General features: G+C 70.8%; 22 protein-coding genes and 1 tRNA gene. 10 read left to right on the forward strand and 13 right to left on the reverse strand.

What is annotated here, in order from left to right:
• Positions 1–633 carry a TetR/AcrR family transcriptional regulator gene (locus C5E05_RS09390; protein WP_104244553.1) on the forward strand — a complete coding sequence of 211 codons (633 nt, stop codon included), beginning with the start codon at positions 1–3 and terminating at the stop codon, positions 631–633.
• Between the two features lie 59 nt (positions 634–692).
• On the opposite strand, the gene C5E05_RS09395 is transcribed toward C5E05_RS09390, so the two are convergent.
• From C5E05_RS09395 to C5E05_RS09430, 8 genes are all read right to left on the reverse strand, one after another.
• Positions 693–1,826 carry an alpha/beta fold hydrolase gene (locus C5E05_RS09395; protein ID WP_258064826.1) on the reverse strand — a complete coding sequence of 378 codons (1,134 nt, stop codon included), beginning with the start codon at positions 1,824–1,826 and terminating at the stop codon, positions 693–695.
• A 73-nt stretch (positions 1,827–1,899) separates the two neighbouring features.
• On the reverse strand, positions 1,900–2,436 hold the full coding sequence (locus C5E05_RS09400) for a histidine phosphatase family protein (RefSeq protein ID WP_181059486.1): 537 nt from the start codon (positions 2,434–2,436) through the stop codon (positions 1,900–1,902).
• A complete protein-coding gene (locus C5E05_RS09405; protein WP_104341780.1) occupies positions 2,433–3,626 on the reverse strand; it encodes an ABC transporter ATP-binding protein in 1,194 nt (397 codons plus the stop codon). The genes C5E05_RS09400 and C5E05_RS09405 overlap by 4 nt, the downstream gene beginning before the upstream one ends.
• A gap of 145 nt (positions 3,627–3,771) precedes the next feature.
• Complete coding sequence (locus C5E05_RS09410; RefSeq protein WP_104341781.1) at positions 3,772–5,463, reverse strand: iron ABC transporter permease; 1,692 nt, start codon at positions 5,461–5,463, stop codon at positions 3,772–3,774.
• 19 nt (positions 5,464–5,482) lie between these two features.
• On the reverse strand, positions 5,483–6,526 hold the full coding sequence (locus C5E05_RS09415; protein ID WP_104341782.1) for an ABC transporter substrate-binding protein: 1,044 nt from the start codon (positions 6,524–6,526) through the stop codon (positions 5,483–5,485).
• Positions 6,523–7,494, reverse strand: coding sequence for a metallophosphoesterase (locus tag C5E05_RS09420; protein WP_258064827.1), 972 nt, complete (start codon positions 7,492–7,494; stop codon positions 6,523–6,525). Before C5E05_RS09420 ends, C5E05_RS09415 begins: the two co-directional genes overlap by 4 nt.
• A complete protein-coding gene (locus C5E05_RS09425) occupies positions 7,491–8,174 on the reverse strand; it encodes a tyrosine-protein phosphatase (RefSeq protein ID WP_258064828.1) in 684 nt (227 codons plus the stop codon). The genes C5E05_RS09420 and C5E05_RS09425 overlap by 4 nt, the downstream gene beginning before the upstream one ends.
• Before the next feature lie 1,105 nt (positions 8,175–9,279).
• Positions 9,280–10,143, reverse strand: a complete 864-nt coding sequence (locus C5E05_RS09430) for a MurR/RpiR family transcriptional regulator (RefSeq protein WP_104307705.1) — start codon at positions 10,141–10,143, stop codon at positions 9,280–9,282.
• A 39-nt stretch (positions 10,144–10,182) separates the two neighbouring features.
• On the opposite strand from C5E05_RS09430, the gene C5E05_RS09435 reads away from it, so the two are divergent.
• Positions 10,183–11,163, forward strand: coding sequence for an NAD(P)H-quinone oxidoreductase (locus tag C5E05_RS09435; protein WP_104341784.1), 981 nt, complete (start codon positions 10,183–10,185; stop codon positions 11,161–11,163).
• Positions 11,164–11,324: 161 nt separating this feature from the next.
• Here the strand turns inward: C5E05_RS09435 and C5E05_RS09440 are convergent, their stop codons facing one another.
• Complete coding sequence (locus C5E05_RS09440; protein WP_104244548.1) at positions 11,325–11,789, reverse strand: DUF6892 domain-containing protein; 465 nt, start codon at positions 11,787–11,789, stop codon at positions 11,325–11,327.
• A gap of 284 nt (positions 11,790–12,073) precedes the next feature.
• Between C5E05_RS09440 and C5E05_RS09445 the strand changes: the two genes are divergently transcribed.
• The 3 genes from C5E05_RS09445 to C5E05_RS09455 all read left to right on the forward strand — a co-directional run bounded on the left by C5E05_RS09445 (position 12,074) and on the right by C5E05_RS09455 (position 13,504).
• Positions 12,074–12,472, forward strand: coding sequence for a hypothetical protein (locus C5E05_RS09445; RefSeq protein ID WP_104244506.1), 399 nt, complete (start codon positions 12,074–12,076; stop codon positions 12,470–12,472).
• Between the two features lie 184 nt (positions 12,473–12,656).
• Positions 12,657–13,277, forward strand: coding sequence for a DJ-1/PfpI family protein (locus C5E05_RS09450; protein ID WP_104301359.1), 621 nt, complete (start codon positions 12,657–12,659; stop codon positions 13,275–13,277).
• On the forward strand, positions 13,277–13,504 hold the full coding sequence (locus C5E05_RS09455; RefSeq protein ID WP_104341785.1) for a DUF1272 domain-containing protein: 228 nt from the start codon (positions 13,277–13,279) through the stop codon (positions 13,502–13,504). Before C5E05_RS09450 ends, C5E05_RS09455 begins: the two co-directional genes overlap by 1 nt.
• A gap of 57 nt (positions 13,505–13,561) precedes the next feature.
• Here the strand turns inward: C5E05_RS09455 and C5E05_RS09460 are convergent, their stop codons facing one another.
• Together C5E05_RS09460 and C5E05_RS09465 are read right to left on the reverse strand one after the other, a co-directional pair.
• Complete coding sequence (locus C5E05_RS09460) at positions 13,562–14,611, reverse strand: 2,3-butanediol dehydrogenase (protein ID WP_104244500.1); 1,050 nt, start codon at positions 14,609–14,611, stop codon at positions 13,562–13,564.
• Positions 14,608–15,417: an SDR family NAD(P)-dependent oxidoreductase gene (locus tag C5E05_RS09465; protein ID WP_104307700.1), complete on the reverse strand. Its 810-nt coding sequence runs from the start codon at positions 15,415–15,417 to the stop codon at positions 14,608–14,610. Before C5E05_RS09465 ends, C5E05_RS09460 begins: the two co-directional genes overlap by 4 nt.
• 114 nt (positions 15,418–15,531) lie before the next feature.
• Between C5E05_RS09465 and C5E05_RS09470 the strand changes: the two genes are divergently transcribed.
• Both C5E05_RS09470 and C5E05_RS09475 read left to right on the forward strand, forming a co-directional pair.
• Entirely contained in the window at positions 15,532–16,122 is a 591-nt protein-coding gene (locus C5E05_RS09470) for a TetR/AcrR family transcriptional regulator (RefSeq protein WP_104307699.1), read from the forward strand.
• A 155-nt stretch (positions 16,123–16,277) separates the two neighbouring features.
• Positions 16,278–17,603 (forward strand): NAD(P)/FAD-dependent oxidoreductase, encoded by a 1,326-nt coding sequence (locus C5E05_RS09475; RefSeq protein ID WP_104341786.1) that lies wholly within the window; start codon positions 16,278–16,280, stop codon positions 17,601–17,603.
• Positions 17,604–17,647: 44 nt separating this feature from the next.
• Here C5E05_RS09475 and C5E05_RS09480 read toward each other — a convergent pair whose 3' ends face one another.
• Entirely contained in the window at positions 17,648–17,962 is a 315-nt protein-coding gene (locus tag C5E05_RS09480) for a heavy metal-binding domain-containing protein (protein ID WP_104244492.1), read from the reverse strand.
• A 104-nt stretch (positions 17,963–18,066) separates the two neighbouring features.
• Between C5E05_RS09480 and C5E05_RS09485 the strand changes: the two genes are divergently transcribed.
• Positions 18,067–18,354 carry a hypothetical protein gene (locus C5E05_RS09485; protein WP_104341787.1) on the forward strand — a complete coding sequence of 96 codons (288 nt, stop codon included), beginning with the start codon at positions 18,067–18,069 and terminating at the stop codon, positions 18,352–18,354.
• Between the two features lie 102 nt (positions 18,355–18,456).
• On the opposite strand, the gene C5E05_RS09490 is transcribed toward C5E05_RS09485, so the two are convergent.
• Positions 18,457–18,529 (reverse strand) — tRNA-Arg (locus C5E05_RS09490).
• 166 nt (positions 18,530–18,695) lie between these two features.
• Here C5E05_RS09490 and C5E05_RS09495 point away from each other — a divergent pair.
• Both C5E05_RS09495 and C5E05_RS09500 read left to right on the forward strand, forming a co-directional pair.
• A complete protein-coding gene (locus C5E05_RS09495) occupies positions 18,696–19,985 on the forward strand; it encodes an MFS transporter (protein ID WP_258063545.1) in 1,290 nt (429 codons plus the stop codon).
• A gap of 199 nt (positions 19,986–20,184) precedes the next feature.
• A complete protein-coding gene (locus C5E05_RS09500) occupies positions 20,185–20,862 on the forward strand; it encodes an SRPBCC domain-containing protein (RefSeq protein ID WP_104244486.1) in 678 nt (225 codons plus the stop codon).
• Positions 20,863–21,191: the final 329 nt, after the last annotated feature.

Genomic DNA, 21,191 nt, shown 5'->3' on the forward strand with positions numbered 1-21,191 from the left:
ATGTCAGAGCGAGACGCCGGTGTCGAGGAACGCGCGACCACCGGCCATAAGCAGGGCCCGGTGCGCAGCGAGGCCGCCCGCGTCGCGGTACTCGAAGCCACGTCGAAGCTCTTCGCCGAACGCGGCTACGAGCGCCTCACCATGGAGGGAGTCGCCTCGGAGGCCGGCGTCTCGAAGCAGACCATCTACCGCTGGTGGCCCTCCAAGGGAGCCCTCGTCTCCGACTGCCTCCTCCAGGGGCAGCTCTTCCCCAACCGCTTCACCGTGCCCAACACGGGCGAGCTTCGGGACGACCTCACCGCCTGGCTCGGCGCAGTCCTCGCGCTCCTCGGCCAACCACAGGGCGAGCTGCTCGTGCGCTCGCTCATCGCCGCATCCGTCGAGAACGAGGACATCGGCAGGCGACTCCACGAGAGCCTCGGCGCCAGCCGATCCCTCACGGAACGCTTCCAGATCGCCATCGCGCACGGCCAGCTGGCACCGGATGCGCGCCTCGAGGAGATCGGCGAAGCCATCATCGGCGCGCTCCTGCTCCGAGCTCTGAGCAGGACCGAGTCGAGCGAGGCCAGCATCCAGCGACTCCTGGACGCCGTGCTCGGACCCGCCCAGCCAACGGGGCGCACCGGGGCCTGACGCTCGCGTAGCCCCCGGCCCAGACCCAGCCCCAGGCCCGGCGCCGGCCGGAACGCGGGTCAACGCGTCGGCTGGCCAGTCTCGCGCTCGTCGCGCACCTCGCGCAGCTCGGCGTCGCGGAACGCTTCCACCTGCGCCCGGAAGTGCTCGGTCTTGGCTTCCGCGATGTCCCGCGGGCGGTTGTCCGCGCTCGCGAAGAACTCGTTCCACCGCGAGCGCAGCACCTGCAGCACGAGGCGCGGGGTGACGTGCACTCGACGGTTGCGGGCATCCTCGTCGGCAAGCTGCACGAGTTCGCCGGCGGCCGCCGCTGCGGCGTCCTCGGCGTCGACGACGGAACCGGCGTCACCCTCACCGGCGGGCGCAGCCGTCCCGCTTCGCCCCGCCCCATCGGCTCCGCGGGTGTCGAAGGGGTCCCTGGCATGGTCGACGCAGAGCTCAGCGACGCCCTTCGCGTGGTCGTACATGACGGAGTGCGCGGCACCCTCGATCTCCCACGTGGAGGCGTGAGGCAGGAGGCGTTCCATGTCGCGCAGCCACTGGCGCGGCACGAGCGAGTCGTGCTCGCCCCGGATGAGCAGCGTGTGGGCTTGGATGCGCGGCAGGACGTCCTCGATCCGGTAGCGCATCATCCGCGGCAGCACGGCGGAGAACCAGCGGAACCCGCACAGCAGGTACGCGCCCGTGGCGAGTATCGCCACACGGAACGGCTCGCGCGCGGACGACTCGAGGAAGCGGAACACGAGCTTGGGGAGCGACCGCTCGCGCGGGTTCGTGACGGGCCCGATGAGCACGACCGTGCTCAGCTCGGGCCGCTGCGAGGCCAGCTCGGACACCACCTGCGTTCCCATCGAGTGGCCGACGAGCACGGGGTCCTCGAGTCCGAGCTCGTCGATGACGGTGCCGACCACGGCCGCGTACCGCTGGATGCTCATGGGCCGCTTCGGGTACGGGACGCCCGCGAACCCCGGCAGGTCGAGGGCGTGGACTGGCCCGAACTCGCCGAGGCCGGGAGCGAGGTTCTCGTAGTAGTTCGAGGCGACGCCGATGCCCGCGATGAGCACGAAGGCGCGGTCGCCGTCGGCGCCGATCGTCGAGACGCGCGCGCGGACCTCGCCGTGGCGGATGTACCGGACATCGACGCGCTTCCGCATGTGATTGCGGGCGGAGGTCGCTGCAGAGTCGTGGGCCACGGAATCCACTGTAACCAGGGCGCCGCGACCCGATCGTCAGGGCGGCGGGGGCGAGCGGTCGCCGAGGTTCGAGCTATTCCCCGAGGAAGCGCGCCGTCGGCCGACCGGCCGTCGGCTCGAGCAGCACCACCTGCCCGTTCAGGATGCGCGGGCACGTCGCCCCGGTGACAGCTTCGATCCCTGCCCGGAGGAAGACGCCGTGGCTCACGACAACCGCAGTGCCGGGAGCCCCGAGCAGGGCAGTGAGGGCCTCGCCCGCCCGTTCCGCGAGCTGCGCCGCCGTCTCCGAACCGGGGTAGTCCCCGCCCGGCCAGCGCTCGGCGGCCTCAGCCACCCGCATCCCCTCAGCCCGACCGAAGTCGCGCTCGAGCAGTCCGGGCTCGACCGCGGGTTCGGGAACGCCGAGGTGCGAGCCGACGATCGCCGCCGTCTGCGCCGCGCGCGTCAGCGGAGACGTGATCACGCTCCCCCACCGCGCCCGCGCCAGGAGCCGACCGGCGGCGTGCGCCTGCAGTTCGCCATGCGCGTCGAGCTCGATGTCGCTGCGCCCCTGCAGCCGACGCTCCAGGTTCCAGGCGGTGCGGCCATGCCGCACGAGTGCGAGCGTCACGCTGAGGTCCGCGCGAACGTGCCGGCGAGCGTGCCGGCGGCGGAAGTTCGAACATCCGAGCGAGCGTCCGTGCTGGCGCCGGGGTCGGCGGCAGCAGGCTCCGGGCCTACGCCGTAGACGCGGGCCCGCGCGATACGCACGACGACCAGGTCGCCGACCCTGGGGCGAACTCCGCGCGTCCGCGCACGCAGCCGCAGGCCGGCCCAGTCGAGCACGAGGTCGCTGCCTTCCGTGGTGAAGAGCGCCGACCTGACCGTCGCGAGGGCAGCATCGTCTCGGCCGGCCTCGGCCCCCTGGACCTCGACCTGCACCTCTACCTCGACATCGCTCGGGAGGATGGCCGCCTGCACCGCACTCTCACTGCCCCGCTCCCCGAAGTCGAGCCGAGCCTGTTCCACGCGCAGCGGGTGTGCATCCGCAGCGAACCCGGCCGCACCAGAGACCATCGCGCCGTCGACGATCGTCGCGTCGGAGAGGAACTTCGCGATGAACGGCGAGGCGGGCCGCGTGACGAGCTCCTCCGGCGTGCCGAGCTGCTGGATGCGCCCACCGTCGAGCACGGCCACCCGGTCGGCGAGGGCGAGGGCCTCGGAGCGGTCGTGGGTGACGTGCACCACCGTCAGGCCGAGCTCACGCGTGAGGGTGTGCAGCTCGAGCCGGAGACTGTCCCGCAGCGGCTCGTCCAGCGCGGACAGCGCCTCGTCGAGCAGCAGCACCCGCGGTCGCGCCACGAGTGCGCGCGCGATCGCCACACGCTGCCGCTGCCCGCCGGAGAGCGTCGCCGGGTTGCGCTTCGCGAACCCCGTGAGCCCCACCATGTCGAGCACCTCGTCGACGCGGCGGATGCGCTCCGCCTTCTCGACTCGCGCGCGGCGCAGCGGATAGTCGACGTTGCGTCCGACGTTCCAGTGCGGCCACACGGCGTGCTGCTGGAACACCATGCCGAGCTCGCGGGCCTCCGGCGGCACCGTCGCCCCGGACCCCGCAACCACCCGATCGCCGATGCTCACCTGCCCCGTGGTGGGCGCCTGGAACCCCGCGATCGTGCGCAGGAGCGTCGTCTTGCCCGACCCCGAGGGCCCGACGAGCGCGAGGAACTCGCCGTCACGCAGCGCGAGGTCGATGTCGTCGAGGCCGACGGTGCCGCTCGGGAAGCGGACGGAGACTGAGTCGAGGGTGACGGATGCCACGGGGTGCCCTTCTGGGAGATCGAACGGGACGGGAGCGCGGCTGGCGCTGGGAGCGCAGCCGGCACGGACTGGAGCGAGGGATGAGCGAGGCAGGGGTCAGCGAGTCAGGCGCGATCGAGGCAGGAGTCAGCGAGACCGAGCGGTGCTACTTCGGCGCCCGCGTGGCGATGCCGATGACGGCGACACCGAGGAGCGCCACGATGAGCGACAGCGCGGCCGCCGTGTTGAATGCCCCGGCCTGCTGCAGGTTGAAGATCGCGACGCCGAGGGTCTGCGACCCCGGTGAGAGGAGCAGCACGGAGAGCGTCAGCTCGCGCACCGCGGTCACGGCGACGAGCACCGCCCCGGAGATCGCGGCGGGCGCCGCCATGCGGCTCGAGATGTCGAAGAGGGCGCGCATCCGCCCGGCTCCGCCGATCCTCGCGGCCTCCTCGGCACTCGCCGGGGTGCTCGCGAGCGGCGCCGCCACGGCCTGCACGACCAGCGCCGTGAACGACGTGATGTAGGCGCACAGGATGAGCCACGGCGTGTTGAACAGGCCGAGGTGCGGTGCGAGGACAAGCCACGCGACGGCGATGACGATGCCGGGAACCGCCTGCGGCAGCATGGCGAGCGCCCGAAGCGGGCCGCTGCCGCGCATCCGCGTTCGGGTGGCGAGCACCGCGATGCCGAGGCCGAGGAGCCCGCAGACGAGGCCCGCGAGCACCGCCAGCATCACCGAGTTCGTGGCCCCCTTGACCGCGTTGGCCGAAGTCACAGCCTTCACGACGTTGTCGAGCGTCAGGTTCTCCGGGGTGAAGGCGAGGCCGGGCGCTCGGAGCAGCGACTGCTGCAGCAGGGCGAGCAGCGGCAGCACCGTGACGGTGAGCACAAGCACCCACGTCACCACGGAAATGGGGACGCGCCCCCGCCCGAGCGGCAGGAGCTGCGGCGCCGACGAGGACGAGTCGAGCTCCCAGCGACTCCTGCCGATGACGAAGTCGACGACAAGCGCCGCGAGGGCGAGCACCAGCAGGACGACCCCGATGGTCGCGACGACCGCGAGCGGCTCATCCACGGTGCCCGACTGCAGGTAGCGGTAGACGAGCGTCGCGAGGGTCGTGTACTGCTCGGGGAGGCCGATGATGGAGGGGATCCCGAAGTCGGCGAGGTTGCCGACGGCGATGAGCACGAACGACGACAGCAGTGCGGGCCGCAGGAGCGGCACCGTGATCGTGAAGACGCTGCGTGCCGGGCTGGCCCCGGCGATGCGCGCCGCCTGCTCGAGGTCGGACGGCACCCGGCGCAGGGCAGCCGAGACGATGAGCATCGCGATCGGGTAGCTGTGCACCGTGAGGAGCAGGATGACTCCGTCGGCGCCGTAGATCGACCAGAGCGGGCCGCCGAACGCCTGCGTCCACCACAGGTTCACGGGGCTCGTCGGGCCCGCGATGCCGAGCCACGCGATCGCGCCCACGAACGGCGGCACGAGCAGCGGCGTGAGCGCGAGGAGACGCAGGCCGCGGCGACCGGCGAGGTCGGTGCGATCGAGCAGCACCGCGAGCGCCGTGCCGACCGCGACGGCACCGAGCGCGGATGCGCCCGCCGAGACGAGGCTGTTCGTCGCGGCCTCGACGACGTCGGCCTGCCAGAGGACGTGCAGCTGGGAGCCGCCGGCCGCGAGCACGAGGATCGCGCCGATGGGCACGAGGACAACCGCGGCGACGGCGACCCAGAGCGCCAGCGACAGCCCGTGCACCCCGTCGAGCGTGGCCCGGCCCGAGTTGCGGGGCGCCGCGGAGGCGGTGCCGCTGCTGACAGCGGCACCGCTCCCGGGTGTTGTTGCGAGTGTGCTCATGAGAGGGACAGCGTGCTCGCTACAGGAACAGCGTGCGGAACTTCTCGACCGCGGCGTCCTGGCTGGCGCGGATGGTCTCGAGCTCCGGGGAGAGGATCGTGATCTCATCCATCGCCGGGGCACCCTCCGGGGTACCGACGTCGGCGCGCACCGGCAGGTACGACTGGCTGACGGCGACCTCCTGGCCCTCCGCGCTCACGAGGAAGTCGACGAACGCCTTCGAGGCGGCCTCCTCCTCGGTGTTTGCGAAGATGCCGACGGGCTGCGACACGTACGGCACGCCCTCCGTCGGGTAGGAGACAGCGATGGGCGAGCCCTGGGCGGCGAGCTCGCGGGCCAGGTAGTCGACGACGATCCCGACGGGCTGCGCGCCCGTCGCGATGGCCTGGGAGACGGGGCCGTTGCTGTCGGCGATCACGGGCTCGTTCACGGCGAGGTCCGTCAGCCACTGCTCGCCGAGCGCCGGCTCGTCGAGCCACACGGCGGCGTTGTACGCGGCCGCGCCCGACACGTCGGGGTTCGGCATGACGAGCTTGTTCGCGTACTCGGCGTCGGTGAGCTCAGCCCACGACGTCGGCGGCTCGGTGACGAGGCCCGTGTTGTAGGCGATGACGGTCGGGATGATGCGCGTGCCCGTGTAGTAGCCCTCGGGGTCGACGACGTCCTGGTTGAGCGACTCGACGTCGGTCGGCGAGTACTGCAGCAGCAGCTCGTCGGCGGCGTAGTCCTCGAAGGTGCCCGCGTCGGCGGCGAGGAACACGTCCGCCTGCACACCACCCGAGGCCTGCTCGGTCGCGACACGCGTCGTGAGGTCGCCCGTGCCGGCACGGAACACCTCCACCGTGACCTCCGGGTGGATCTCGGCGAACGCCGCGACGAGCGCATCCGCCTTCTCCTGCGGCTCGGACGTGTAGAGGGTGATGGTGGCGGCTTCGAGCGCGGATGCCGCCGAGGGGCTGGCGTCGCCGCTCGCCGCGGTGCTCGGGGAGCTCGCGCAGCCGGCGAGGAGGACGCCGGCGAGGCCGAAGGCCGCGAGCGCGGCTGGGGTGCGGAGGGAGTTCATGATGACCTAACTGTTCGAGGGGAGAGCGGGTCTGCGGGGGAAGGGCTGAGGGTGAAGAGCGGGGAGGGATGCTCGACGGTGACGCTGGAGGCGCTGACGCCGTCCGGCGTGAGGTGCACGAGCGAGAACATCGAGCGGTCGAAGCCGCTGACCGTGCCGGGTTCTGCGTCCATCACCTGGTGGTAGGCGAGCGCAGGCCCGACAGAGACGTGCACGCCCCGCATCGTGGCGGCGAGCGGATGGTGGAAGTGACCGGACAGGATCATCCGGACGTCGGTGCCCTCGACGATGTCGAGGAAGTCTGCTGCGTCGCCGAGCCCGGCGCGGGCGAGCATCGGCAGCGGGGACCCGAGCGGCGGGTGGTGCATGACGACGATCGAGCCGGAGCCGAACGGCTGCGCGAGCTCCGCGTCGAGCCACGCGAGCTGCTCCGAGCCCAGGCGCCCGGGAGACGAGTCGAGCAGCACGAAGCGCCACTCGCCGACGTGCACGGCCCGCGGCATGGCCGTTCTGGGCAGGGTGCCGTCGGGCAGGGTGCCGTCGGGCAGGGTGTCGTCGGGCAGGGCATGCCCGGGCAGGATGCGCGCCGCGTCCCGGTCGTCGTGGTTGCCGAGCACCGTGAGCACAGGCACGCCCCACGCCGCTTCGAGCTCGAGGAGCGCCTCGCGAAGCGCCGGGTAGGCGCCCTCGTTGCGCCGTTCGATGAGGTCCCCGCTGATCACGATGACCTCCGGGGTGACGCCTGCCGCTTGCGCGTAATCGCTGGCCGCGTGCATCCGTCGAATGCCGTCGACCGCCCCGTAGAGGGGTGCGCCGACCGTGGCGTGGACGTCGCTCAGGTGGAGCACCGTGGTGCGGTTCGGTGCCGCGGCGGTCGCCTCGGCACCTGCGCCTGCGTTCGTCGCGGTGCCTGCGTTCACGTCGGTGTTCACGTTCGCCGCAGTGCTCGCGTGCACGTCAGCGCTCACGACCGAACCGAGGCTGCCTGGGCGGCCTTGCTGCGCAGGGCGAGCACCTGCTCGTCGGTGAGTCCGTGGCGGCGCAGGTACGCTTCGGCGCCACCGAGCTCGCGGATGATGGTGAGCGCATGCTCGAGGGCTTCCGGCGGGCTGTCGAGGTGCAGGCGGAGGATCTCGTCCCGCTGGGCTGCGGGATAGGCGGCGGCGACGGCGAGCGCGTACGGCTCGCGCACGGAGCGAACCTCGACACCGGAGAGCACGTAGTCGGCCACCACGTCGGCCTCGCTCGCACCGCCCACGAGCTGGGCCAGGGCGACGACGAGCCCGGTGCGGTCCTTGCCGGCAGTGCAGTGGACGAGCACACCGCGTTCCGCGTTGGCGAGCACGGCGACGGCTTCGGCGAGCGCACCTCCCCGCCCCCGGAGGAGCGTCTCGTAGATCTCCTCGAGGCGTCCCGCGACGGGCGGCTCACTGCCGTACAGCGGCACTTGTCGCACCGGGACGCCGTGCTCGCGCTCGCCGGACTCGGCGCGCTCGCGGAGGTCGAGGATGAGCGAGACGCCCAGCGCACGCAGCGCGGCCTCGCCGTCGGCGGCGAGCGCGTCCGGTGATCCGGCGCGAACGATCCAGGGTGACGTCGTGCTGGCTGCGCGGGCGTTGAACAGCCCGTCGATCTCGATTGCCCTCACGAGCACCTCCCGTTGCGTGGAATCCGGCCCGTTACATTGATTCCGCAGGGCCTGGAACGTTGTTACATCGGGAGTGTGACGAGCGAGAGTGAACGCGCGGTGACGAGCGTCGAGCGCGCGGATGAACTCCGGGAGACGAGTGCGCGCAAGGGACTGAGGGGCGGAGGATGACCAGCCAGATCGCCGCGCGTGCAGGTGCTGGACTGCGGAAGCGTGAGAGAACGGTCAGGTTGCGCGCGGTTCGGTGCGGTGCGGTGCGGGACGGCGCGATGCGGGCGCGGCGCGATGCGGGCGCGGCGCGATGCGGGCGCGGCGCGATGCGGGCGCGGCGCGGCGTGGCGTGGTTCCACAGCTTCAGGCGGCGCGGCGTGGGCTGCTCCCCGCCTAGGTCCATGTCCGCGTCCCCGCTTCCGTCTGCGTCCACGTCCACGTCCAATGGGATGTGCGGGCTTTTCGCAACCGTGATGGGTTTTTACCCATCACCGGTCACCGAAACCCCGCACGCACCTCCGCAGAACCCATCACGGTGGCGAAAACCCCGCACGAAGCGACTCCACGCAGCCGCTCCACCCCTCGGGACCCAGCCGCCATGACCCAGCCGGCGTGACCCGGCGCGGCGCGGCCTGATCCCCGTCCCGTCCCGCTCTACGGCCCGTCCCCGCCTGCGTCCTCGTCCCCGCCACCCGGGCCGTGCGGGCTTTTCGCATCCGTGATGGGTTTTTACCCATCACCGGTCACCGAAACCCCGCACGCACCTCCGCAGAACCCATCACGGCTGTGAAAACCCCGCACGAAGCGACTCCACGCATCGACTCCACAGCTTGACGCCACGCATCCACTCCACGCATCGACTCCACCCCTTGGGACCCGGCCGCCACGACCCAGCCGGCACGACGCGGCGCAGGAGACGGCGACGCGAGAGGGCTGGCATGCGCCGGGATTGCGGGTGCGAGCGCACCTCGGAGGTCAGCCCCGCAGGTAAGTCCTCGCAGACCAGTCGTCGGAGATCAGCCTTCGCAGATCCGTCCTCGGAGGCCAGTTGTCGCGGGCCAGGACTCGCACGTCAGGCCTCGCAGGCCAGGACTCGCAGGCCACCCCTCGGAGGTCAGTCTTCCGAGAGCGCGTCGGCCACGACGTGCCGCATGCCGACGACCTCGTCGCCGCCGATGAGCTCCGACAGCGCAGAGTGGAACGCGTGGAGCACGATCGTGTGGCCGAGCCGCGCGAGGAACGGATCGATGTCGTGGGCGGTGCCCGCGGGTCCGGTCGTCACGACCACGTCGGCGACCCGTCCGAGCGGCGAGCGCGCGTAGCTCGTGACCAGCACCACGGTGGCGCCCTGCGCACTCGCAGCCTCGGCTGCCCGCAGCGACTGCACGTTCGCACCGGAGTAGCTGAGGGCGAGGCACACGTCGCCGCTCGAGAGCGAGCGCACCGCGAACTGCTGCGCGAGCGCATCCACAGGAGCCTCGACGGAGTGACCGAGCGTGCTCAGGCGCATCGCGAAGTCCTGCAGCGGGGGCCCCGAGAAGCCGCTGCCGACGAGCACGACGCGGCGGGCGCCCCGGAGCGCCGCGACAGCGGCGACGATGCGCTCAGGGTCGACGCTCTCCTGCGCGAGCCGGACCGCGTCGATCGCATCGTCGAACGTGCTCGCCTCTCGCACGGTCCCCTGTTCCCGCGGGGCGAGCGGCGCCGATCGCGCGAGGTCGAGGCGGAGATGCTGGAAGCCGCGGAACCCGAGGCTCTGGCAGGCGCGGATGACCGTGGCCGTCGACGTACCCGCGGCGTCCGCGAGCTCCGCCGTCGACCACTCCACGATCTCGTCCGGCCTGGCGAGCACCATCTGCGCGACCTTGCGCTCACTCGGGCCGAGGGCGGCGGATGCGGCGCGCACGCGGGCGAGCACGCTCAGCTCCGGGCGCGTCACGCCCCGGAGCCGCTCTGGATCGTGCACTGGCCCTGACATGAGACGGAGGGTACACGTCCGCGTGAAACACTGACCAGCATGCGTGCAATCACGGTTCCTACCCCCGGCGGGCCAGACGCCCTCGTCCTCTCCGACGTCGACGAGCCGACCCCCGGGCCGTTCGAGGTCATCATCGACGTGGCAGCTGCCGGCGTGAATCGCGCCGACGTCGCGCAACGCGAAGGCAAGTACCCCTCCCCCGATGGCGCCCCGGCCTGGCCAGGTCTCGAGGTGAGCGGAACCGTCGTCGAGATCGGAGCATCCGTGACCGCCTGGAAGGTCGGAGACTACGTCGTCGCGCTCCTCCCCGGCGGCGGCTACGCCGACCGGGTCGCGGTCGACGAGGGCCTCGTGCTCCCCAAGCCGCGGCGAGTCGACCTCGTCGAAGCCGCCGGGCTCCCGGAAGCCGTCGCGACCGTCTGGTCGAACCTCTTCATGAGCGCTGGCCTCGAAGCTGGCGAGACGCTCCTCGTGCACGGCGGCACGAGCGGGGTCGGCACTATCGCCATCCAGCTCGCAACCGCCCTCGGAGTGACCGTCTACGCCACCGCCGGCACGCCAGAGAAGGTCGCCATGACGGAGCAGCTCGGCGCGACCCGAGGCATCAACTACCGCGACGAGGACTTCGTCGACGTCATCGCGCAAGCCACGGGAGGCCGCGGCGTCGACGTCGTGCTCGACATGATCGGCGGCGACTACCTCGCCCGCGACGTCAACGCGCTCGCGACCGGCGGCCGGATCATGGTCATCGCGGCGCAGGGCGGCAACGAAGCGACCATCAACGTCGGCCGCCTCATGCAGAAGCGGGGCCGCATCTGGGGCACGACCCTGCGAGCCCGCCCCCTGGAAGAGCGGCGTGCGATCGTCGCGCAGGTGCGCGAGCACGTGTGGCCGCTCGTCGAGGCCGGCAAGGTGCGCCCCCTCCTCGACACCGCCGAGACCCTCGACTTCACGCATCGAGCACACCAGCGCATGGAGTCCGGCGAGCACATCGGCAAGATCCTCCTCGCCGTGCGCTGACCGGCGCGCAGGACCCGAGGCTGGTCCGCCCGTGCGCATCGGCCGCCCCTCATCGACCGATGCAAAGCGGCAGACGCGCACTGGCGGACACCTGCCGACCGACGCTCATCCACCGGTGCGCGCAGGCCTGCGCTCATCCACCGGCGCGCACCGCCTGCCCCTCAGAGCAGCTGCGCGTCGATGCCTTTCCGACGGAGCCCCTCGATGACCTCGTCGTCGACCCCGAGCAGGGTCATCGACGTGAGGTTCGGGAAGTGGCGCGTGTCGGTGAAGTCGGCGATATCGAAGGTCGAGTCGTCGCCGCCCCACTGCGGGGCGATCTCCAGGTAGATGTCGTTCCCGCCATCCTGGAAGAGCTCCTCGACGCTCGGCGCGTATTCGCTGGGCACCGGCAGCGAGCGGAAGTACTCGAGCACCTCGGGGATCGGCTCGGTGATCTCCTGCGAGAGGTCGATCTCGCGGTCGACGTGCTCTTCGAGGAAATCCGCGAGCACGAACTGCGGGGTCAGCAGCTCCTGCTCGTACATCAGCTCCTGGATGACGGCGAGCTTGAAGTTGAGGTCGGCGAAGTCGATCGCCTCGCTGGGCAGGTCGCCGGCGGGCTGGGTCTTGGTGGAATCGCTCATGCGGGCCATGCTGGCGGAAGCACTTGAGCGTCCGCCGAGATGCCCAGGGCCGACTTGTGGTCGCTCAGGCCATCGATTGACGACCACAACTCACTTCTCGACTCGGCGAGCGGGGCGTGAGGCGACTCGGCGAGCGGGGCGTGGAGGGGGAGGCACGCGGGCACCGGGCCTGGCCGCTTTCGCGTTGTTGCGCAGGCTATGCGGGAGAGACCCGGCAGCACGTTCCGGAAGGCTCGCGAGGAGCATAGAGTCCACGGCATCGACATCGATTCCGGGGGGGTCCCATGTGCCGAGTTGCAGGCGGAAGCCGCACATCCGAAGCCGACTACGACCACATCGTGGAGGCCGACTCTCTGCCGAGGCCGAGGTCCGGCGACACGTGGACGCGTGAGCGCGGGTACGCGGTGAAGGTGGCCGGCGACGACTGGCTGTTCTTCGCGAACCTCGCGGCCGCGTACACGTTCGGCCGCGCGGGCCACATGTCGGCGCGGTCCACGAGCTGGTCCGTGCGGGAAGCGGTCGACGAGATCAAGTTCGACGAGCAGACGGGACGCGAGGTGCGCACCCTGCATCTGCTCTTCGGGGCGGACCACGCGAATCGCAGCGCAGCGAGCGACCGCGAGCTGCTCACCAGCTTCGTCGCGAGTGTCAGCGAAAGCCCAGCGTCACCGCTCTTCTCGTAGACGAACCGGCTCGTAGACGAACCTGCTCAGAGACGAACCTGCTCAGAGACGAACCTGCTCGGAGGCCCCGTCTCGGAGATATCCCGACTCGGACGTTTCCCTCGCAGGCGGCTCGTCACAGGGCAACCGTCGCCGAACGCCGCAATCCAGCGCAGAACGATCGTCCTCCTGCGAGAATGCGGACATGCCTGAAGCGAAGCGTCGCATCTCCGTTGTCCTGTTCGAGGGGTTCGAGCTCCTCGACGTGTTCGGCCCGGTGGAGCTGTTCCGGCTCGACCCGTCGCTCTTCGACGTCGAGCTGATCGCACCGCACGCTGGGCCGGTGCGCAGCTCGCAGGGACCCGAGGTCATCGCAACCAGCGGCTTCGCCGACGCCACGCGGCCCGACATCGTGCTCGTCCCCGGTGGGCAGGGCACGCGCGCCCTCGCCGTCGACGCCGGGTTCCTCGGCTGGCTCGCTGAGTGGGCGGCGGATGCGCGCCTCGTGACGTCCGTCTGCACGGGTTCCGCGCTGCTCGCGGCGGCCGGTCTGCTCGACGGGTTCCGGGCCACCTCCAACAAGCGGGCGTTCGCCTGGGCGGCGTCGCACGGCACCTCGGTCGAGTGGATCCCGCAGGCGCGTTGGGTCGAGGACGGAAACCGGTGGACATCCTCCGGGGTGGCCGCGGGGATGGACATGACCGCCGCCATCATCGCCTCGATCCACGGCGCTGACGTCGCGGCGAGGGTCAGCGACGCCGCCGAACTCGACGTGCACACGGACGCGAGCTGGGACCCGTTCGCCGAGAAGAACGGACTCGCCTGATGGCCCTGGAGCTCCGCCCGAACTGCGAACGCTGCGACATCGACCTGCCCCCGCACGCTGAGGCCTACATCTGCACCTTCGAGTGCACGTGGTGCGGCGACTGCGTGGCCACGTTCGAGAGTCGGGCGTGCCCGAACTGCGGCGGCAACCTCGAGCGTCGCCCCGTGCGCCCGGCCTCGAAGCTCGCCGCGAACCCGCCGAGCACCGTTCGGGTGCACGGCGGGTAGCGACGCGGCTCGGGACGCTCCGGCCAGGCCCACACGAAGATCAGGCCCGCACGAACGCTAAGCCCGCACGAGCACCTTCATGCCCTTGCCCGCGCGGAGGCTCTCGATCGCCCCGACCACGTCGTCGACGGCGACGTCGTCGACCCAGCCGTCAGCCGTGTATCCGCCAGCCGCCATCGCGGCGATGACCGCGTCGAAGTCGCTCTGCAGGTAGGCGAGGGTGCCCACGATCGCCGTCTCGCCCATGACGAGCTGCGTCGGCAGGAAATCCATGGGCCGCTCGTGGATGGCGACGACCACGACGCGCCCACCGGGAGTCAGGTTCGCGAGCGAGGCCGCGACAGCTGGCCCGACTCCGGCAGCGTCGAAGGCGACATCCACGCCATCCCCGCCAGTGATCTCAGCAACCCGAGCCGAGAGGTCCTCCGTCGTCGGGTCGACGAGGTTCGCCGCTCCGACCCCGGCGATCGCAGACCGGCGACCCTCGCTCGGCTCGGACACAATGACCGTCTCGACGCCCTTGGCGCGCAACGCGAACCACACGCCGATGCCGATCGGGCCGGCACCCGAGATGAGCGCCGTCTGCCCAGCCTGCACGCCGCTCTGCTCGACCGCGTGCCATGCGACCGCCATCGGCTCGACGAGCGCCCCCAGGCGCAGGTCGACGTTCTCGGGCAGCACGTGCAGCTTGCTCGCATCCACCGTCGTGAATTCGGCCATGCCCCCACCGTGCGAGGAGAGGCCGTGGAAGCCGATCTTCGTGCACACGTTCGGCTTGCCGCGACGGCAGGCCGCGCACTCGCCGCACGCGTAGATCGGCCACACCGCGACGCGGTCGCCGAGCTGCACCGAGTCGACGCCCTCGCCGAGCTCGACGACGGTTCCGGAGAACTCGTGGCCCAGGATCTGCGGCGGCAGCGAACCCGTGACGGGGTGCGGATGCTCGAAGTCGAGGCCCGAGCTCTCCGGCGCGTAGTAGACGTGCAGATCGGAGCCGCAGATGCCGGCGTACGCGTTGCGCAGCTTCACCTGGCCCGGGCCCGGCGTGGGTTCGGCGACCTCCTCGACGCGCACGTCCTCCTTGCCGTGGAACACCGCGGCCTTCATGCGAGGAACTTCCGCAGGTCGGGGTAGCCGGTCGTCGACCAGGCGCCGTCGACGACCAGGTTGTCGCCGGAGATGTAGGAAGCATCGTCGCTCGCGAGGAACAGCGCGGCCGACGCGATCTCCTCCGGCTGCGCCGCGCGGCGGAAGGGGATGCGCTCGTCGTACGCCTCCTGCACGCCGGGAATGTCGGTGAGGCCCTTCGTGAGCGGGGTCGCGACGAGGCCGGGCGAGACGGCGTTCACGCGGATGCCGTGCTCGCCGAGCTCGAGCGCCGCCTGCTTCGTGAGCATGACGGCCGCGGCCTTGGAAGCCGTGTAGCCGACACCGAAGTGCATCGGCACGAGCGAGTTGAGGGAGGCGACGTTGACGATCGCCCCAGGCTTGCCCTCGGCGAGGAACTGGCGGGCCGCGAGGCGGGTGCCGTTGAAGGCGCTGTAGAGGTTGAGGCGGACCGTGAAGTCCCAGTCGGCGAACGAGATGTCGGTGAGCGTGCCCGAGCGGGAGCCTCCCGCGACGTTGAAGAGCGCGTCCAGCGTGCCGAATTTCTCGACCGTCTCGGCGATCAGACCTGCGAAGTCGTCCTCGTCGGTCACGTCGGTGCGGCGGCCGATGACATCGCCGCCGAAGGTCTCGCCTGCTGCGGCGACGAGCTCGGCGTTGATGTCGGCGACGACGACGCTGGCGCCTTCGGCGACGAGGCGCTCCGTGATCTTCGCCCCGATGCCCGAGACACCTCCCGTGACGATCGCGACCTTGCCGGCGAATCGGCCCGCGCCGGTTGCCGTCCTGTCTGCTGCTTGCGACATTGCTCACTCCGTTCTGCCCGCCGTCGTTGGCGTGCGTTTCCAGCGTACGCCGGTTATCAGGCACCTGTCAGATAGTTTGCTGTGGACCCACCCTTCAGCCCATAGGGTGGGCGGATGGATCCGCGTCAGGCACGAACACGCGCCGCCCTCCGCGCGGCGATCTACGAGCTCGCGGCCGCGCAGCCCATCGCCGATGTCACCGTGGCGCAAGTCGCCAGAGCCGCCAGCATCACCCGCGACACCTTCTACCGGCACGCGGCGACGCCAGAGCACCTCCTCGCGGCGTTCCTTGGCGAGGAGATCGACACCCTCATGGCACCCCTCGAATCACTGCCGGCCAGCAGCGGCAGCGAGCTCAGCGTCTTCGACGAACCGGAGCGCGAGCTCCTGCGGCACGTTGCTCGCCACGCGAAGATCTACCGCAACGCCATGTCGCCGCGACTCACCGGGGCCGTCCGCGACACCCTCGTCGACCGCATCGAGACCGGCCTCCGCACGCACCTCGACCGCCACCCCGAGATCGCGCCGACAGCCCAGCCCGGCATCGACCGCGAACGCCACGCGCGCCTCCTCATCGCCTACGCCGGCGGAGGCACCGTCAGCGCCATCGAGGAGTGGCTCCGGTCCGGGGAGGTCGACGACGTGGATGCGGCAGCCCGCACGATCATCGCTGCCTCCCCCGATTGGTGGCTCGGCCGGGCGTAGGCCTGGAGTGGCCGGGGTGGGCCGGCGGCCGGCGCCCGGCAGCGACCCGCATGTTTTGACGACGCTGTTTCCTGAGCGTGGCAGCAGGCTGGGAGTTGCGTGACCATGCCCCGGTCACGGGTCCGCGACGCCGTCCGGCGGCTAGCGTCGCTCTGATGACCACCACCTCGAACGGCGACGCCCAGCCAACGAAGCAGTCTGCGCAGCAGGCAGCGAAACAGGCTGCACAGCAGCCGACACAGCAGCCCACGCTCACCACGTACCGCGTGCTCGTCATCGGCGGCGGAAACGCGGGCCTCTCCGTCGCGGGCCGACTGCAGCGAGCCGGCATCCCCGACATCACCGTCATCGAGCCGCGCGTCAACCACGTCTACCAGCCCATGCTCTCGCACGTCGCCGGCGGCACCGCGAAGGCGAGCCAGGCGACTCGACCGCAGGCCGACGTCATGCCAACGGGAGTGACGCTCCTCCGCGACGCCGTCGCCTCCGTCGACCCCGAGACCTCATCGCTGGTCCTCGAATCCGGCCGACGAGTCGGCTACGAGCACCTCATCGTCTGCCCGGGCATCGTGCAGGACTGGGATGCGATCCCCGGCCTGCGCGCAGCCCTGCAGTCGCCGCGCGTCGCATCCAGCTATGAGATCAGGCTCGCCGACAAGACATCGCACCTTCTCCGCGACCTGCGGGACGGCACCGCCGTGTTCGTGCAGGCCCCCGAGCCTGCCTCGTTCGCCGGTGCCATCCAGAAGCCCATGTACCTGGCGTGCGACTACTGGCGCGCACGGGGCGTGCTCGACCGCATTCGGGTCGTGCTGGTGCTGCCGGACGCGACGCCGCTCGGCGTGCCGGAGATCGACGCGGAACTCGAGCGCAAGGTCGCCGAATACGGCATCGAGGTGCGCCGCGAATCGCGGCTCAGCGAGGTGATCGCCGACAGCAGCACCGCGGTCATCGGCAAGGCGACTGTCGGTACCACGGCCGACGTCGAAGGCGAGTCCGAGCGCATCCACTACGACGCCCTCGTCGTGGAACCCCCGCAGCGGGCTCCCGCCTGGATCGCCGAGGCGGGTCTCGCCGCGGCGGCGCCCCTGACCGACAGCGAGGCTGGATTCGTCGATGTGGACGGGCGCACCCTGCAGCACCGGCGCTACCCGAACGTGTGGTCGCTCGGCGACGCCGCCGTCTCGGGGAGCCAGCGCTCCGGCGGGGCACTGCGGAAGCAGACGAAGGCCCTCGCCGAGAACCTCGTCGGCGTGCTCGGCGGAAAGGGCGCGCGGAGCGAGTACGACGGCTACACCGTCGCCCCGTTCACCGTCTCGCGCTCGAGCGTGGTCTTCGCGGAGTTCGACGCCGACGGGCAGCAGCGCCCGAGTATCCCCTTCTGGAAGGGACTCGCGCGCGAGCGTCGGCTCACCTGGGTCTTCGACCGACGCGTGCTGCCGTGGGTCTACTGGAACCTCATCCTCAAGGGCCGCGCGTAGCGTGAGGCGATTCGCGAGAGGTGCTGGCCGGGTTTCACTCAGGCTCAGGCGATGACGACGGCCGTGCCGTAGGCGACGATCTCCTGGTAGTTCTGGTCGATCTCGTTCGAGTCGTAGCGCATCGCGACGACGGCGTTCGCTCCGGCCGCCTCCGCTGCCGCCTTGAGGCGAGCGACGGCTTCCGCCCGGGCCTGCTCGAGCTGCGTCGTGAGGCCCTTCAGCTCACCGCCGCCGAGCGACTTGAAACCGGCCGCGAACTGCGCACCGATGTTCCGCGAGCGCACGGTGAGGCCCGAGACCTCGCCGATGACGCTCGAGATGGATGTGCCGGGAACGTCATTGGTCGTCACGATGATCATGAGGGAACGCTACCGAATCCGGGGCACCACGGGAAGTACTCGGACACCTCCTCCGGCTCGAGCGGAAGGCTCGCTCGGGACGCTCGTGTGGGAGGCTCGAGAGCATGAAGCGTGCGCTCGCCATCGTCACCGTCGTGCTGGGGCTCAGCCTCGCCGCCCTCGCGGCTGCCGCCGCCTTCGGTCCTGCCGGCGCCCTCGCGGCTGCCCACCCGGACACGGCCGGCCCGGGCACTGCCGAGTTCCTCGTGGGCCTCGGCTACGCCGGCCTCATGCTGGTGCCCGCGAGCGCGCTCGTGCTGCTTGTCCTTGGCCTGATCGCCCTCGTGCGCATCGCACGCACGGACGCGTCAGCCAACCGGGCCGCACGACGCTCTCCGTCCTCGAGCGACTGAGACGGCCCCACGACGGCAAACAAAAAAGGCCCGCTTTCGCGAGCCTTTCCTGCATCTGTCTCAACACAGAGCTTCGTACTGAGCTTGGAAGCTCTGGTACCGTGCGCCCGAAGGGATTCGAACCCCTAACCTTCTGATCCGTAGTCAGATGCTCTATCCGTTGAGCTACGGGCGCCCAGTCTTTCGCTTGCGCGATTGACCAGGGGATAGCTTACACACGACCCTGGCGCACCGCAAACCCGGCGGGTCGCCCGCCATTTCGGGCAAGACCACGAACGATCCGCGCGCGCCCATGCAGACGCACAATGCTCGGACGAAACCCCCGGAGTACCCTCGAACGAGTGACCCCTGACCGCGCCAGCACCCCGAAGCCCCCATCCACCGGCAACCCCTGGCTCGGACACCTCGGCGGGTCCCGCGACTACCGACGCATTCAACTCGCGATGCTCTGCGCGGGGTTCGCGACGTTCGCGCAGCTCTACGCCCCACAGGCGCTGCTGCCCGAGATCTCGACGACCTTCGCGATCGACCCCGCGACGGCGGCGCTCATGGTGTCGATGGGCACCCTCGGCGTCGCCATCTCCGTCCTGCCCTGGTCGATAGCAGCCGACCGGATGGGGCGCGTTCGCGCCATCACGATCTCCATCTCGAGCGCCACCGTGCTCGGTCTGCTCATGATCCTCATGCCGAGCTTCGAGCTGGCGCTCGCGCTGCGCCTTCTCGAGGGGCTCGCGCTCGGCGGCGTCCCCGCCTGCGCCATCGCCTACCTCAACGAGGAGCTGCACCCCACTGCCGCTGCAGGAGCAGCCGGCACCTTCGTCGCCGGCAACACCCTCGGTGGACTCGGTGGCCGCATCGTGCCGACCCCCGTCGCCGAGCTCCTCGACTGGCGGCTGGGCCTCCTCACCGTGTCCCTCATCTCCGTCGCCATGGCGGTGCTCTTCATCTGGCTCATCCCCAAGCCGCGCGGGTTCGCCCCGCTCGCCAAGCACGCGGGCGGAACCCTCGGCGCGAGCATCGGCCGCGCATGGAAGGCCATCGCCGCGCACCTCTCCAGCACCAGGATGCTCGGCCTCTTCGCGCAGGGCTTCTTCCTCATGGGCGGATTCGTCGCCGTCTACAACTTCCTCGGCTTCCACCTCACCCAGTCGCCCTACTTTCTCCCCGTCTGGCTCGTGTCGCTCGTCTTCGTCACCTACCTCGCCGGCTCGTTCTCCTCGCCCTTCATCGCTCGCCTCGCCGGCCGTCACGGACGCAAGGTCGTGCTCCTCGCATCCACGGCCGTCTCCCTCGGCGGCCTCGCGCTCACCCTCGCGCCGCAGCTGTGGCTCGTCATCACCGGCCTCGCGATCTTCACGGCCGCCTTCTTCGGCGCGCACTCCGTCGCCGTCGGCTGGGCAGGCGCCTACCCGACCCGCGGCCGCGCCCAAGCAACCGCGCTCTACAACCTCGGCTACTACGGCGGTTCAAGCCTCTTCGGGTTCCTCGGCGGCGTCTTCTTCCAGCACTTCGACTGGCCGGGCGTCATCTGGATGGTCGGTGGCCTCACCATCATCGCCGGGCTCCTCGCCCTCTTCCTGCTCCCCTGGAAGGGTGAGACCGCCGCCACCCAGGCGGTTCGCGTCCCCTGACCCGCCAACGCGCAGCGTCGTCGCACGTCCGCAACCGCAACTTCACGTAATCGTCACAGGCAACCCCGCGCGGGGCCTGCCAAGGTGAACGCCGAAGTGCGACGCTAGGAACGCGCGCACACGCCGCCCCACGCACGCGGCACCGGCACGCTGCCCCAGCACCGCATCCCAACCCAGCACCGACACAGAAGGAGGGCACATGACGAAGGCGCCCACCTCTACCAGCACATCGACCTTCGACAGCGCCACCCAGCTGGCCGCCGTCACCCGTTCGGTGCGGATGCAGGAACTCGACGGCCACGACGGCTTCGTCATCACCCTCACGCAGACGTTCGCCGCGAAGCGCAGCTCGCTGTGGTCGGCGGCCACCGAGATCGCCCGCCTCGCCCAGTGGTTCGCGCCCGTCGACGGCAGCCTGCGCCAGGGCGGCACCTACCAGATCCAGGACAACGCGCACGGGCACATCACCGGCTGCCACGCCCCGGACTCGTTCACGCTGACCTGGGAGTACGACGGCGAGCACACGCACATCGAGGCCCACTTCACGAAGGTCGACGAGGCCCACGCCACGCTCACCCTCGAACACCACTCCCCGACCGACGAGGAGACGTGGCCCAAGTTCGGCGTCGGCGCGACCGGAGTCGGCTGGGACCTGAGCTTCGCGAGCCTCGCCCACCACCTCGAGGCTGGCGCGACCGTTCCCCTCGAGACAACCTCGTGGGTGCGGGGCGACGACGCGCGGAGCTTCCTCATGCTGAGCGCCGAATCGTGGGCGGATGCCTCCATCGCTGCCGGCTCGGACGAGGCAGACGCTCGCGCCGCGCAGAAACGCACCACCGACGCCTACCTCGACGGCCTCGACGCGGCAGACGCCTGATCTTCCGCGCAGCAGACGCCTGAGCTTCGGCGCGGCTGACCCCAGAGCTTCGACACGGCAGACCCCGATCTTCGACGGCCCGACCGCCTGCGTCCACGGCCATACCGCTGCAGTCTCCCGAGTCCCGACCCGCGTTCCCGAATCCCGTCTCGCGAACCCCGAATCCGGAATCCCGATCCCGATTCCGATCCCCAGCTAGCGAACCCCGAATCCGACCTCCCGACCCGCGCCTCCCGACCCGCGACCGACTCGACGCCTCACCCGCCCTCGCGCTCGCGCTGGCCCTCGCGCTGGCCCTCGCTGCCCCCTCCGGCGCCCAGGGCTGACTT

The sequence above is a fragment of the Pseudoclavibacter sp. AY1H1 genome (assembly GCF_002931055.1).
GTDB lineage: Bacteria > Actinomycetota > Actinomycetes > Actinomycetales > Microbacteriaceae > Pseudoclavibacter.

What these genes read in the sequence shown, in the direction of transcription:
- C5E05_RS09390 (WP_104244553.1), top strand. Translation starts at nt 1, where the DNA reads ATGTCAGAGCGAGACGCCGGTGTCGAGGAACGCGCGACCACCGGCCAT.
- C5E05_RS09410 (WP_104341781.1), bottom strand. Translation starts at nt 5,463, where the DNA reads ATGAGCACACTCGCAACAACACCCGGGAGCGGTGCCGCTGTCAGCAGC.
- C5E05_RS09415 (WP_104341782.1), bottom strand. Translation starts at nt 6,526, where the DNA reads ATGAACTCCCTCCGCACCCCAGCCGCGCTCGCGGCCTTCGGCCTCGCC.
- C5E05_RS09430 (WP_104307705.1), bottom strand. Translation starts at nt 10,143, where the DNA reads ATGTCAGGGCCAGTGCACGATCCAGAGCGGCTCCGGGGCGTGACGCGC.
- C5E05_RS09435 (WP_104341784.1), top strand. Translation starts at nt 10,183, where the DNA reads ATGCGTGCAATCACGGTTCCTACCCCCGGCGGGCCAGACGCCCTCGTC.
- C5E05_RS09440 (WP_104244548.1), bottom strand. Translation starts at nt 11,789, where the DNA reads ATGAGCGATTCCACCAAGACCCAGCCCGCCGGCGACCTGCCCAGCGAG.
- C5E05_RS09445 (WP_104244506.1), top strand. Translation starts at nt 12,074, where the DNA reads ATGTGCCGAGTTGCAGGCGGAAGCCGCACATCCGAAGCCGACTACGAC.
- C5E05_RS09450 (WP_104301359.1), top strand. Translation starts at nt 12,657, where the DNA reads ATGCCTGAAGCGAAGCGTCGCATCTCCGTTGTCCTGTTCGAGGGGTTC.
- C5E05_RS09455 (WP_104341785.1), top strand. Translation starts at nt 13,277, where the DNA reads ATGGCCCTGGAGCTCCGCCCGAACTGCGAACGCTGCGACATCGACCTG.
- C5E05_RS09460 (WP_104244500.1), bottom strand. Translation starts at nt 14,611, where the DNA reads ATGAAGGCCGCGGTGTTCCACGGCAAGGAGGACGTGCGCGTCGAGGAG.
- C5E05_RS09465 (WP_104307700.1), bottom strand. Translation starts at nt 15,417, where the DNA reads ATGTCGCAAGCAGCAGACAGGACGGCAACCGGCGCGGGCCGATTCGCC.
- C5E05_RS09470 (WP_104307699.1), top strand. Translation starts at nt 15,532, where the DNA reads ATGGATCCGCGTCAGGCACGAACACGCGCCGCCCTCCGCGCGGCGATC.
- C5E05_RS09475 (WP_104341786.1), top strand. Translation starts at nt 16,278, where the DNA reads ATGACCACCACCTCGAACGGCGACGCCCAGCCAACGAAGCAGTCTGCG.
- C5E05_RS09480 (WP_104244492.1), bottom strand. Translation starts at nt 17,962, where the DNA reads ATGATCATCGTGACGACCAATGACGTTCCCGGCACATCCATCTCGAGC.
- C5E05_RS09485 (WP_104341787.1), top strand. Translation starts at nt 18,067, where the DNA reads ATGAAGCGTGCGCTCGCCATCGTCACCGTCGTGCTGGGGCTCAGCCTC.
- C5E05_RS09500 (WP_104244486.1), top strand. Translation starts at nt 20,185, where the DNA reads ATGACGAAGGCGCCCACCTCTACCAGCACATCGACCTTCGACAGCGCC.